The organism is Sphaerisporangium sp. NPDC005289 (genome assembly GCF_040607455.1).
In the GTDB taxonomy this organism is placed as follows: Bacteria; Actinomycetota; Actinomycetes; order Streptosporangiales; family Streptosporangiaceae; genus Sphaerisporangium; species Sphaerisporangium rhizosphaerae.
The window spans coordinates 158,255-172,164 of record NZ_JBEXGS010000015.1 but is presented as its reverse complement, the minus strand read 5'-3'; the positions used below and the strand labels follow the sequence as shown (position 1 = coordinate 172,164).

General features: G+C 70.6%; 7 protein-coding genes. All 7 read right to left on the bottom strand.

Annotated features, from left to right (window positions below; genetic code table 11):
- Positions 1–4: 4 nt before the first annotated feature.
- Positions 5–1,288: an MFS transporter gene (locus tag ABZT47_RS25525; protein WP_354846889.1), complete on the bottom strand. Its 1,284-nt coding sequence runs from the start codon at positions 1,286–1,288 to the stop codon at positions 5–7.
- Entirely contained in the window at positions 1,288–4,440 is a 3,153-nt protein-coding gene (locus tag ABZT47_RS25520; RefSeq protein WP_354846886.1) for an amino acid adenylation domain-containing protein, read from the bottom strand. The genes ABZT47_RS25525 and ABZT47_RS25520 overlap by 1 nt, the downstream gene beginning before the upstream one ends.
- Positions 4,441–4,454: 14 nt before the next feature.
- Complete coding sequence (locus ABZT47_RS25515) at positions 4,455–6,383, bottom strand: amino acid adenylation domain-containing protein (protein ID WP_354846883.1); 1,929 nt, start codon at positions 6,381–6,383, stop codon at positions 4,455–4,457.
- Between the two features lie 18 nt (positions 6,384–6,401).
- On the bottom strand, positions 6,402–10,874 hold the full coding sequence (locus ABZT47_RS25510; protein ID WP_354846880.1) for an amino acid adenylation domain-containing protein: 4,473 nt from the start codon (positions 10,872–10,874) through the stop codon (positions 6,402–6,404).
- A gap of 150 nt (positions 10,875–11,024) precedes the next feature.
- Positions 11,025–11,888 (bottom strand): hypothetical protein, encoded by an 864-nt coding sequence (locus ABZT47_RS25505; protein ID WP_354846877.1) that lies wholly within the window; start codon positions 11,886–11,888, stop codon positions 11,025–11,027.
- A 23-nt stretch (positions 11,889–11,911) separates the two neighbouring features.
- Positions 11,912–12,865 (bottom strand): fatty acid desaturase, encoded by a 954-nt coding sequence (locus ABZT47_RS25500; RefSeq protein WP_354846874.1) that lies wholly within the window; start codon positions 12,863–12,865, stop codon positions 11,912–11,914.
- Positions 12,866–12,873: 8 nt separating this feature from the next.
- Complete coding sequence (locus ABZT47_RS25495) at positions 12,874–13,887, bottom strand: glycine amidinotransferase (protein WP_354846871.1); 1,014 nt, start codon at positions 13,885–13,887, stop codon at positions 12,874–12,876.
- Between the last annotated feature and the right edge of the window lie 23 nt (positions 13,888–13,910).

Genomic DNA, 13,910 nt, shown 5'->3' with positions numbered 1-13,910 from the left:
CGCTTCACCCCTTCTCCCGCGGGCGCGTTCGTGCCCCGCCCGGCGCCGTGCCGATCTCCCGCCACACACCGAAGAGCATGAGGCTGGAGGCCGCCGCCGCGTAGACGCAGGCGAAGACGAGGAGGGTCGCGGTCAGACCCGCGGAGGAGATGAGTCCGCCTCCGACGATCGGGCCGAGGGGAACCGTCGCGAAGGCCACGGCGGAAATCGCGCCCAGCCCCCGGGCGCGCATGCCCTCCGGAATCCGGTGGTACTGCGCGGTGCGCAGGATCGGATTGATCATTCCGGCACAGAACCCGGTCGCCGCGACCACCGTGAAGATCAACGGTAGGGAGGGTTCCACGGCGAGCACGAGACAGCGGGGCAACCCGACCAGCAGGAAGACCACGGTGAAAAGCGGCCTGCGAGGCAGCCGATGGGCCACCGCGCCGAAGACGATGCCACCGGCGACTCCGGCCACCGCCGAGGTGCCGATGAGCAGGCCGATCGCTCCCGCGCCCGAGAGCACCCGATCGCCGTACACCGGGAGCACCACACTGACGTAGGCCACGTCGAGCATGTTCGTCGTGGCCAGGAGCAACGCGATCGCGCGCAGCAGCCGATCCCGCCACAGGAAGGCGAACCCCTGCGCCAGGCCCGCGAGATAGGGCTCGCCGGCGGCCTCGGCCTCGGGCGCGGACCGCGGCGCTCTGGACACGGCGACGATCAGCGCCGCCAGTACGAACGTCCCCGCGTCCACCAGCAGCACGTTGACCGGGCCGATCAGCGCTATCAGGACACCGGCCAGCGGAGCGCCGGCCATTCGCGCCCCGCGTTCGACCACCTCCAGCGCGCTCGACGCCCGTTCGACGCTCATGCCGGACCGTTGCGCCAGAGCGGGCAGCAACGCCTCGCGTGCGGCGTTGCCCGGCACGTCGAAAGCGGCCCCGAGGAGGACCAGGACGAGCAGCACCGGGAACGTCAGCGCACCCGCGAAGTGCAGGACCGGGATCAGAGCCACCATCGCCGCGCCGAAGAGGTCGGCGATGACGCTCGCCCGGCGGTAACCGATGCGGTCGACCAGGACACCGCCGAACGTCAGGGACAGCAGGATCGGCAGGAACGACGCCGCCGCCGCGAGACCCGTCCGCGTGGCGCTTCCCGTCGTGTCGAGCACGAACCACGGCACCGCGAGATAGGTCATCGAGTTGCCGGCGAGTGAGACGCCGTGGGCGGTCAGCACCGCGAACAGCGGGTACCTGCCCGGTTCCGTGACACGCACCTCGGACGCGTCTGGGGCGGTGTCCATCACAGGTGCTTCGCGAGCCGGGAGATCGGCACGTCGGCGCCGTCGCCGTCGAGCGCGGCGTCGAGCAGCCGGTCGATCATCCGCATGGTCGACTCTCCCCATTCCGTATCGAACAGCACGCTGTCGTACACGAGGTGCAGGCCTATGTCCGAGGGGCGCTGGGTGACGAACAGCGCGATCGGGTACCGCGACCAGGCGTCGGGCGGATCGACCGGGGTGATCGTGAGCCCGGGGATCTCGCCGTCGTCGTTGGGTGCCTCCTGCAGGTTGAACATCGCCTGTGCGAGGTGGACGTCCGAGGCGGATTCCGCCAGGCCGTCGCACACACTCTCCAGTGGCGGCTCGGCGTGCGCGAGACCGTCGAGCAAACCGGCCCGGACCCGCGTCAGCAGTTCGGCCGGCGTCGGATCCGCCGTGACGTCGGCGCGCAGCAGCAGCGTGTTCGCCACGAAGCCGATCATGTCCTTGCGTTCGGGACGAGCACGGTTGGCGACCGGTGTCGCCACGTGGAACCTCTCTCGGCCGAACGCGAGGGACAACGCGGCCTGGAACACGGCCATCAGCACCATGGACGGCGTCGCCCGAGTGCGGGCCGCCAGCCGCTGCAGGTCCTGGGTTCGCCGCCCGCCCAGCGGGTTCGCGTGGTGCCGGCGACGTCGGTAGTGGTCGTCGGTGAAGGGGTACCCGTCCGGCAGGTCGATCAGCGGAACCGCTTCGGCCGGCCGGGCGCGCCAGTAGGCGATGTCGGAGTCCCACGTCCCCGCTTCGAGCCGCGCGCGCTGCCAGGTCGCGAAGTCCGGGTACTGCAGCGGCACGGGCGCCAGCGGCGACGGCAGCCCGGAGGAGAACGCCCGGTACAACGCGGTCAGCTCCCGGCGGAAGTTCCCCATCGAGTGACCGTCGAACACGATGTGGTGCGCTACCAGGAAGAAGACGTGCTCCTGACGGGACAGGCGGATCAGACCGGTCCGCCACAGCGGTCCGTTCACGAGGTCGAAGCCGCGTCGCACCACGGCGCGAACGCGGTCGTCCAACGCGCCGGGCGGCTCGGAACCGAGATCATCGACGGGCAGGGCGACCGGCGCGGGCGGGTGTGGGCGGACCACCGGTTCGCCGTCCGGCTCGCAGAACACCGTGCGGAGCGAGTCGTGACGGCGGACGATCTCGGTGACGGCGTCGCGGAGCGAGCCGATATCCAGGTCGCCACGCATGCGGAAGAGGCCTGTCACGTTGTAGCAGGCGTTGCCGGGGGCGAGGTGGCGGTCGACGTGCCAGATGCGCGACTGGGACGGCGAAAGCCGCAGGCCGCCGTCCGGCGGCGGCGCGGACGCGGGCCGGGCGGACGCGATCTCGCTGGCGCGGTCGCCGGTCGTCCGCCTGACGAGTCCGGCCATGGCCGCCACGGTCGGCGCGTCGAACACCGTCCGCAGGGGTATCTCGGTGCCCAGCACGTCGGAGATCCGGGCGGCCAGGCGCATGGCGAGCAGCGAGTGCCCCCCGAGGTCGAAGAAGCTGTCGTGGACGCCCACCACGGTCGCCTCCAGCGTCTCGGCCCAGACCGCGACCAGTGCCTCCTCAAGCGGATCGCTCGCCGCGGCGGGCGCGCCGAGCAGCGCGGAGCGTTCCGCCGCGGGTTCGGGCAGGGCCCGGCGATCGATCTTGCCGGTTCGGTTGCGGGGCAGGGCGTCCATCGGCACGAACGTCGTGGGGATCGCGTGGTCCGGCAGCGTGCCGGCCAGGCTGGCCCGCAGATCGCCGATGGCCGGCGGAGTGGCCGTGTCCGACCACGCCACGTAGGCCACGAGCGCGGCGTCCCATGCCCGGCACGCCGCCTCCCTGACCGCGGGCAGGGCGGACAGGGCGGCCTCGACCTCGCCGAGCTCCACGCGCTGGCCGCGAATCTTGACCTGGTCGTCGGCCCGGCCGAGGAATTCCAGGACCCCGTCCGCGCCGGCCCGTGCCATGTCGCCCGTGCGGTACATCCGATCGCCCGGACGGCCGAAGGGGTTCGGCACGAAGCGTTCCGCGGTGACGCCGGGGCGATGCCAGTACCCCTGTGTCAGCCCCGCTCCGCCGATGAACACCTCCCCGGCCCGGCCGTCCGGAACCGGGTGCAGCGACCGGTCGAGCAGGTGAACGGACACACCGGTGATCGGCCGCCCGATCGGCACGTCCGTGCCGTTCGTCTCCGCGGGTATCTCGTACGTGGTGGCCGTCATGGTGCACTCGCTCGGCCCGTACATGTTGACGACCCTCGCGTTCACGAAGACGCGCCGCATCGCGGCGACGTCCGCCCGGTGCAGCGTCTCTCCGCTGAGCAGGATCACCCGGACCCCTGGGACGGTGATGCTCAGCCTGTCCGCCTCCCGGACGAGTTCGCGCGCCACCGAGGGCACGACCGCCAGGACGGCGGTCACACCGGCGTCCACGATCACCCGCAACGCCGCGGCGGCGTCCCGGCCGCCCTGCGGCGTGATCACGGTGCGAGCGCCCACCGTGAGCGGGAAGAACATGTCGCGCAGCGACGCGTCGAAGGAGACAGCGGCAAGCTGGACCACCAGGTCGTCGGCGTTTATGTACCGCTCACCGCGCAGGTCGTCGAAATAGTTCAGCACGCCGCCGTGGGTGCCGACGATTCCCTTGGGGGTTCCGCTGGAACCGGAGGTGAAGTAGACGTAGGCGAGGTCGTCCGGCCGGATCGACGGCGGGTCGCCGACGGCGGGATCGTCCTGCGCGGACGACACGGCGGCGAGGTCGAGCCAGGTCGTCGCCCCGGGAAGCTCCTCGTGCCGGCGATCGGTCACTCCCAGAGGCGGCGGATCGACCGCCAGCATGCGCCGCAGCCGGTCGAGTGGCTGGTCGGAGCCGAGTGGCACGACGGCCGCGCCCGACCGCCACACCGCCAGCATCGTCGCGACGAGCCAGGGAGAGCGGTCCAACCGGACCGGGACGAACGTGCCGGGGCCGGCGCCGTGCCGTCGGAGACGACGCGTGATGCGGTCCACGGTCTCATCGAGCCGCCGGTACGTCCACGAACCGCCGTCGTACAGGACGGCGGGCGCGGCGGGCGCACGCGTCGCCCACGCCCTGATCCGTGCGGGTATGCCGCCGGTCCACGCAGCGTCGGAGGCGGCGCCGGGCCCTTCTCGCACGGTGTCTCCCCTGGTCATGTCCATGCGGCGGTGTCGCCGGGCGCCGAAGCCTCCATCAGCAGTTGTTCCGCCGTCGCGACGGCCTTCCGCCACGCGGGCTCGTCCTCGGCGAGCGCGGAACAGAACGCCCGGATGGTCGGCGCCCTGAGCACCTGCGTGATCGCCACCTCCACGCCGAGCACGGCCTGGACCGCGACGGTGAGCCGCATGGCACTCAGCGAGTTCCCGCCCGAGTCGAAGAAGTTGGTCTCGGTACCGGGAACGGGCACGCCGAGGATCTCCTCCCATAGGCCCACCAGGACGCTCTCGACGGGCGACTCCGGCGCCCTGTGGCCGCCGTGGTGATCCGGCCGGCGCGCCGGTTCGGGAAGTGCGGCACGGTCGACCTTGCCGTTGGCGGTGAGCGGCAGGGAGGTCAGGACGGACACCACGTCCGGGACCATGTAGCGCGGCAGCCTCTCCCGGAGGAACTCCCGCAGGTGGTCCCCCTCGAGATCCTCCGCCTCGGTGGTCACGTAGGCGAAAAGGCGGCGGTCGCCCGCGGGGTCGGGGCGGGCCACCGCGACGGCGTCCTTCACATCCGGATGCCCGCGAAGCGCGAACTCCACCTCGCCCGGTTCGATCCGGAAGCCCTGGACCTTGACCTGGAAGTCCTTGCGCCCGAGGAACTCGATGTTCCCATCGGGCAGGTAGCGGCCGAGGTCCCCGGTCCGGTAGAGGGTTTCGCCGGTGCGGGGATCGGTGACGAAGCTCGCCGCCGTACGGTCCGGATCGCGCCAGTACCCGGCGCTCACTCCGGTGCCGCCGATGTGGAGCTCGCCCTCCTCACCGATCGGGCAGGGTCTGCCGTCGGGGTCCAGGATGTGGAAGCTCTGGTTGGCCATCGGTTTTCCGTACGGGATGCTGCGCCAGTCCGGCGACACCTCGTCGATCGGATGAAGGATGGACCAGATCGATCCTTCGGTCGCGCCGCCCGCGCTCACCACCCGCGCGTCCGGGGCCAGCGCCCGGATCCGGTCGGGCAGCGACAGCGGCAGCCAGTCGCCGCTCAGCAGCACCAGGCGCAAGGTCGACAGCGCCGCCGCGCCGTCGCTCCGGCTCTGCGCCAGTTCCGCCACCATGCCCATCAACGCTGGCACGGAGTTCCAGACGGTCACGCCGTACCTGCTGACCGTGTCCAGCCAGACCGCCGCGTCCGGCATCGCGGTGTGCGGCGGGAAGACGATGGTCGCGCCGGCACCCAGAGTGCCGAAGATGTCGTAGACGGCCAGGTCGAAGGTGAAGGAGGACACCGCGATCACCCGGTCGCCGGGACGGACCCCGAACCGGGAGTTGATGTCGAGAATGGTGTTCACCGCGCCCCGGTGCGTGATCATCACGCCTTTCGGCGCACCGGTCGATCCGGAGGTGTAGATGATGTACGCCAGGTCGTCGGGCGCCGTGACGGTGGCCGGCACCGGACTCCCGGCCGCGTGCCGTTCGTCGACGCGTACGCGCCGGATGTCCTCCGGCCAGTCCAGGTGTTCGTCCACGTCCGTGCGGGTGATCACGCAGCGCGCTTCCGCGTGCCGGAGCAGATGGGTGATGCGTGCCTGCGGGAAATCCGGGTCGACGGGCACGAAGACGGCGCCTGCGCGCAGCGTGGCCAGCGCCGCGACCACCTGCTCCCAGCCCTTGCGAAGGACGATGGCGACGATGTCGCCGGGGTGCACCCCGCGTGCGACGAGCGTGCCGGCCAGGGCGTCGGCCTGGCCGGCCACCTCGCGGTAGGTCAGCTCCCCGCCGGGGTGGACGATCGCGGGGGACTCCGGTGCCCGGTCGGCCCACGAGGAGAAGAGCGCGTGGAGGGGCGAGTCGGCGTCAGGGAAGTCGACGCGTGTGCTGTTGGCCCGGGCGATCACAGCGGAATCGGCCTCGATCGGCGGTCCGTCCGGCTCTGCCATGACTGCTCTCCATTCTGATCACCTCGGGTCTGCGGAAGAAGGTGCCGGAGTGCCGAGGAAAGCGCTCAGCGGCTTGCCGGGCGCCGCGGCCACCGCCGTGAGCAACGTCGTGTAGTGGTCGGCGAGTCGCCGCACGGTTCGGTCATCGAACAGGTCGGCGGAGTAGGTGATGGTGCCCGCGATCCGGCCGTCGTCGATCCGGACGCCGACGGACAGGTCGAACTTGGCGGGCTCTTCGCCCAGCGGCAGGGGGCTTGCCGTCACGCCGGGCAATTGCGGAAGGCCCGGTCCGCCCTCCTCGGTGGAGAACATCACCTGGAAGAAGGGCGTGCGACCCGGTTCTCGCCGTGGAGCGAGCCGCTCGACCAGCCGCTCGAACGGGATGTCTTGGTTGGCGTACGCGTCCAGCGTCGTGTCCCGTGCCCGCCTGACCAGTTCCGTGAAATCGGGATCGCCGGACAGGTCCATCCGCAGCACCACCGTGTTGACGAAGAACCCGACGATCCGCTCGAGCTCCGCGCGGCCGCGGCCCGCGACCGCGGTGCCCACGGCCACGTCGGTCGTCCCGCACTCCCGGGCCAGCACCTCACACCAACCGGCCAGCGTCACCATGGACATCGTCGCCCCGCAGTCGCGGGCCACCTCGCGCAGTCGTGCGGTCACGTCGTCCGGCACGGAGAAGTTCACAGTGCCGCCCCGGCCGGAATGCATGAGCGGGCGAGGCCGGTCTGCCGGGATCTCGGGCGCGACCAGGCCGGCCAGCCGCTCCCGCCAGTACGCCGACTGCCGTTCGGCGGCGGCGCCGTTCAGCCAGTTCCGCTGCCAGTACGCGAAGTCCGAGTACCGCAACGGCACGGCGGCCAGATCCGCCACCCCGCCACCGGCCACGACCCCGTACACCCGCGACAGCTCGTCCCAGAGGATCTCCAGCGACCAGGCGTCGACCGCCATGTGGTGCGCCGCGAAGACGAAGACGAAGTCCTCGGGGCCCACACGTACCAGGAGACTCCGCGCTGGTGGCCCGGCCCGCAGGTCGAACACCTCGAAAGCGCAGCCGTCGACCAGCCGCGACAGCTCCGCCTCCCGCCGATCGGGGGCGACCGCGGTCAGGTCGGCCACCTCGGTTCGGAAGGAGCCCGGTGGCAGGGTGACCAGAGCCGGGTTGTCGTCCCGGCCGTGGATGCGTGACCGGAGCATCTCGTGACGGGTGACCAGGTACGACAACGAGTCGGCGAGGGCCTGCGCGTCGAGCGCTCCGGACAGCCGCACCGCGACATAGCTGTTGTAGTCGCGGCGGTCGGGGTCCAGGTTGTAGAGGAACCACAGCCGCTGCTGGAATGCGGAGAGCCCGGCCGGGGCGTCGTCCGGGCGTCTGGGGATCTCCGGCTGTGCTTCCCGGCCGGCGCGCTTGACGGCGTCGGCGAATCCAGCCAGCACCGGGAACTCGAAGAGCGTTCGCACCGTCAGCTCGATCCGCAGCGCCTGCCGGAGCCTCGACACCACCTTGGCCGCCCGCAGGGAGTGCCCGCCCAGCTCGAAGAAGTCGTCCTGGAGCCCCACCTGGTCGACCCCGAGCTCCCGTTCCCACACGCCCGCGACCAATTTCGCGAGGTCCTCGCGGGGCGCGACGTAGGCTCGCTCGGACCGGTTGCGCACGACGCCGGGAAGCGCCGCCCGGTCCACCTTGCCGGTCGGCGTCATCGGGAGACGCTCCAGTGTCGCGAACACGGTGGGAACCATGTGGTCGGGCAGCGTCACCCGCAGGTGGGCGCGCAGTTCCGACCAGGTCGCGCGCGAGTCCGGCCGCCACACCACGTAACCGGTCAGCTCGGGATTGCGCTCCTCGCCGCGCACCGCCGCCATCGCGTGGGCGACGGCGGGATGTGCGGACATGGCGGCCTCGATCTCCCCGAGCTCGATCCGGTATCCATGGAGCTGGACCTGGTGGTCCTGCCTGCCGCCGTACATCAGCGACCCGTCGGCCGACCAGGAGGCGAGGTCACCGGTGCGGTACGCCCGTGATCCGGGCGGCCCGTAGGGGTCGGGCACGAACCGTTCGGCGGTGAGACCCGGCCTGCCGACATACCCCCGCGCGACGCCCGACCCACCGATGACGAGCTCGCCCTGCACGCCCATGGGCGCCAACCGGCCGTGGTCGTTCAGGACCCGCACCGTGGCCCCCCGGATCGGACGGCCGATGGGTACCCGCAGGCCGGGGGCGGCGTCCTTCACCGTGTGCATCGTCGTGTAGACGGTGGCCTCGGCCGGGCCGTAGGCGTTCCACAGCGTGTGCACCCGCGGCATGAGCCGCCGGGCCAGATCGCCGGACAGCGTCGCACCACCGGAGGAGATGCGCAGGTCGGCGGAGCTCCACTCCTCGGGGAGCAGCGAGGAGGTGGTGGGCGAGGCGTGCGTGACCGTGACCCGGTACCGGTCGATCGCCGCCGCGAACCGGTCGCCGTCCGCGGCGACCTCGCGGGGCAGCACGGCCACCCGTGCGCCGCAGGTCAGGGGGGCCAGCAGTTCCACGATCACCACATCGGACGCCTGGGACGCGATGGCGCCCATCGTGTCCCGCGGGGTCAGCTCCAGCCGGTCGCGGACGTCCAGCATCATGCCGGACAGGCCCCGGTGGGTGATCATCACGCCCTTGGGTTCGCCGGTCGAGCCGGAGGTGAAAGCGAGGTAGGCCAGGGTGTCGGGATCCGCGGCCCGGTGCGCCGCCGTCCGCGTGGCGGGATCGGCGGGCCGCGCCGCCGCCGCGTCGAAGTCGATCACCTGCGCGGAGGCGGGTATCCCGTCGGCCCGGACGCCGCCGCGGACCACCACGGCCTCTGCCCCGGACAGCGTCAGGATGCGTTCTGTCCGGTTGACCGGATACGCCGGGTCGATGAGGAGGAACGCGCCGCCAGCGGCCAGGACCGCGACCATCGAGACGATGGTCGCGGGCGATCGTTCCATCAGGATGCCGACGACGGACTCCGGCCCGATTCCGCACTCGCCCAGCGACCCGCGCACGGCTTCGATCCGGCGATCCAGCTCGCGATACGTCAGCTCGCCGCCGTCCCAGACCACGGCCACGGACTCACCGGTACGGCGGGCCTGTGCCGCGATGACCTCGTGCAGATACGGCGGCGTCTCGACGGCCCGCGGACCGGTGCCGAGCTCGATCAGCTGGTCGCGACCCTCGTCGGAGAGAAGATCGAGGGCGCTCAACGGCGCCTCAGGGGACGCGGCGGCCGACGTGAGCAACGTTTCGTACTGCGCGGCCAGGAGCTGAGCGGTCTCGCGGTCGAACATGTCGGTGGAGTAGTTGACGGTGCCGGTGATCCGGGCGCCGTCGACGCGCAGGGCGACGCCGAGGTCGAACTTGGCCGTGCCGACGCCCAGCGGCATCGGGCTCACCGCCACGCCCGGCAGCCGCGGAACGCCCGGCTCGCCGTCCTCCACCGAGACCATCACCTGGAAGAAGGGCGTACGGCCCGGTTCGCGGCGCGGGGCCAGCCGTTCCACCAGCCGCTCGAACGGCACATCTTGATGCGCGTACGCGTTCGCGGCCACGTCGCGCACCCGCTCCACCAGTTCGCCGAAGCGCGGATCGCCGGACAGGTCGACCCGCAGGACCAGCGTGTTGACGAAGAACCCCACCATCCGCTCGAGCTCGGCCCGGCCCCGGCCCGCGATCGGAGTGCCCACGGCCACGTCGGTCGACCCGCACCACCGCGTCAGCACCGCGTACCAACCGGCCAGCATCACCATGAACAACGTGGCCCCATGGTCGCGCGCCACCTCTCGCAACCGTTCGGCCACCGTGTCCGGCACCGTGAAGTCCACCGTGCCGCCCCGGCCGGATCCCACGACCGGGCGAGGCCGGTCTCCCGGGATCTCGGCCGTGACCAGGCCGGCCAGTCGCTCTCGCCAGTACACCAGCTGCCGCTCGGCGACTCCGCTCTCCAGCCACTCCCGTTGCCAGAGCGCGTAGTCCGAGTACTCCAGCGGCACCTCCGGGAGGTCGGGGACCTCACCGTCGGCCGCCGCGCGATACGCGTGGGACAGCTCATCCCAGATGATGTCCATCGACCAGCCGTCGACCACGATGTGATGGGCCACGAAGACGAAGACGAACTCCTCGGGGCCCACCCGGACCAGCAGGCCGCGCACCAGCGGTCCGGCCCGCAGGTCGAACACGCCGAAGGCGGAGGCCTCGACCGATCGCGACAGCTCCGCGGCGCCGTCTTCGTGGCCGGTGAGGTCGCGGTACTCGAAGTCCAGCCACGACTCCGTTCTCGTGCTCGGCTCCAGCTCGCCATCCCGCTCAGTGAAGGTGGTGCGGAGCACGGCGTGCCGCCGGACCACTTCGCCGACCGCGTGTTCCAGCGCCACCGCGTCCACCGGCCCGCGCAGGCGGAACGCGTGGTGCACGTTGTAGGCGGAATGCTCGTCGAGCAGCTGTTCTGTCAGCCACAGCCGTTCCTGGGCATAGGAGGCCACAGGGGAGCCTGGGTTCCGCCGCCGTGGCGAGTCCTGCCCGGTGGCCCGCAGTCGAGACTTGATCAGCTGCTTCAGCCTTTCCTGGCGACTCGGATCCCCCGCACCTTCGCCGGGTCGTGTCGGGTCGGGCACCATCGCCTCCTCGGCGGGTCAGGTCCACCAGATGAGCTCGTCGTCCGCGGTCAGGCCCGTGAAGCAGGTCAGCAGCAGACGCCTGCCGCCGTGCGGATCGGATCCGCCGAGGACCGCGTGCACGAGGTTGCCGTTGATGACACACAGGTCCCCGGTCTTGGTGGGGATGACGAGGTAGGGGAAGTCGTCCAGCAGCTCGGGCGGATAGGGGAAACCACTGTGCGTCAACCCCAGGCGGTCCCTGCTGGGGTCGTCCGGCTCGATGTTCCACAGCTTGATGTGACCCGTTCCCTCAGGGACGTAGGGGTAGACGTTCACCGCCATCACCCGCCGCACCGTCTGGACCTCGAAACCGGCCTGGAGCGGATCGCCGAGCTGGGCCAGATCGTCGTGCGGCATCAGCAGGTACTCGCCGGCCTTGTTCCAGCACACGGCCTTGGAGTCGCCGGCGGCGCGGCCGTTGTGCCCGGCCGCGCGGACCCGCTTCACCACGCCATGTCCGGCGAGCCGGTCGCGGAAGCCCGCCACCGGGTCGGCCGTTCCCCGGTAGAGATCGGCCACCGCGTCCGCGGTCCGCGCGGCCTCGGTCAGGTACACGTCGGTGGTCACCTCGATGTGCGAGGCGCCGACGATGTAGCCTTCCACGCCGTCCTCGCCGTCGCCGTACCGCGGCGTGCGCATGCCGGAGGCCCAGAAGTTCCCGGTGATCCGCGCACAGTCCTCCGGAGCGACGAAGTCGCGCACCCGGTAGGCGGCCAGATCGCCGTTCAGGACGGCGAGCACGGCGTCGACGTCCACGTCACGGACCGTCTCGTACACCCGGAACCCGTCACCCGGCAGGACACCACCCGTGATCCGGGGCACCGTCGCGTTGTGCTCCACCGGTTCTCCGTTCTGGGTCGCGATCAACGTGGCCCGCCCGCGCTGCCGTGGTGCAGCAGCGAACGGCGGATGTGGAGGAAACCGAGCATCGCGGGCACTGGGCTGACGATGCGCGTTCTGCCGTCGAGTCGGGCGCGGAACCTCTCCCGTACCGCGGGCAACTGCGACCAGTGGGAGCCCGGGCTGAGATGGTGCTCCTGGTGGTAGCCGTCGTTGAACGTCAGCGCGTTGTACAGGCGGCTGTAGTGGCTCACCGAGTCCGCCGCCCGGTCACCGGGGTCCGCCCCGTAGTGCCGGTAGTAGTTCTGCACGTTCACCATCGTCAGCGCCAGGAAGAACGCCGGCAGGTACGACATCAAGGCCCACTGCCACGAGACGGCGGCGAACAGGACGAGGGACAGACAGTGCGCGGCCCGGTCGGCGCGTATCTGGAGCAGTTCCCGGCCACGCCGCGGTTCGCGGCGGGAGGCGAGGGACAGCAGGATCTCCTCGTCGTCGCCGATCCGCCACAGCCGATGGACGTGGAAGATCTCCCGGCCGCAGCCCACCAGGCTGTCCAGCGCGCCGCTGACCGCGTATCGCAGAAGCGGGCTGTGCTCGCCGTCCTTTCCGCTGCGGTACGTCGAGGAACGGTCTCTCGTCGTGCCGTCCTCTCCTATCCGGTCGTTGTTGAAGCGGTGGTGGTTACGGACGTGCGTAAGGTGGTACGCCTGAACCGACTGTCCGATATTGATGGAATTCAGCAGTGACACCACCGCGTTCAGCCGTGCTGACACGAACCACGGCACATGAGTGAACAGGTGGCTCACCACGATGATGTTGTAGGAGATCAGTACGGCGACGCCGGCCGTCGAGGCGACTCTCCACGGGATCGACGCCCCGTTCCAGGTGGTGGCCAGCCACAGCATGACGGCCAACTGCGCCACGCTGAACCCGAGCAGCAGCGCGTCCTTCGGCGTGTTCTTCCACACCCGCACGTGGCCCCCTAAAAGTAGGATTGCAGAGCACCCCGGCGGCGCACGTCTAACGTGGCGCAGTGGAACGACCCGCCGAAGCTGTTGAAATTGCGGAAGTCGCACGGGATCGGCGAGAAACCGTATCTCCTCAGCAGCGAGATCATCGGCTCGTCCTGGCGCTCGACGACCACCCGTTCCTCGTCCAGCATCAGGATGTTCATGTTGATCCACTTGCTGGTCATGTACAGCACGTGCGAGTCCGGGATGATCGGTTTCGGCGCGGTGATGACGTCCCAGCCCCGGAACAGGTCCGGCACCCGCCGGACCCGCTCCGGGTTGATCAGCACCTTGCCGGGCGCCATGGGGACCAGGGTCGCGTCGATGTGCATCGGGTGAGCGTCGTCGAACTCCAGGACGCGGATCCGGTAGTCGTCACCGAGGTGCCTGGCGAGCCATTCGATGCCGAATGCATTGGTGACGTTGCTCATCTGGGCGATGATGTCGCGTCCGCACCGGGTGAAGTCCGCCGCGTCGAAGGTCGGCTCGAACTCGGTCACCACCAGCCGCCGTGGCCCGTCCTCGCCCGGATCGACCCAGGTGGAGTCGTACAACTCGTCCTTCAGCTCCGGCTTCGGACCCGCGCTCCACCGCGCGCCGCCTCGGAAGTACTCCTTGAGCAGTGGCCGGTAGGCGAGGGTCTCGAAATAGCGTGAACGCCACGCGGTCGGGCATTCGATGATCTCGTCGCCGACCACCAGCAGGACGTCGCGCGGCATGGCCGCGTACATGCCCGTGCTGGACCAGTCGAGAGTGCGGTACGGGACGTTCTGGCGAATGGGCTCTGGCCGCCGGACCGTCACCCCTTCGCTTTCCAGGATGTGGACGAACTCCTCCAGTTCCTTGGCGGCCGCCGCGACGGCCTCCGGCGGAAATGGCCTGCCCGCGTTGCGGCGGAAGGTGTCGTGCTGGTCAGCGGGCAACACCGGTGGAAGCGCGACGTGCCACGGCGGGAAGTGCGCCTCGTCGACGATCCCGACGATCACTTCCTCCAGCGGATCCCACTCCG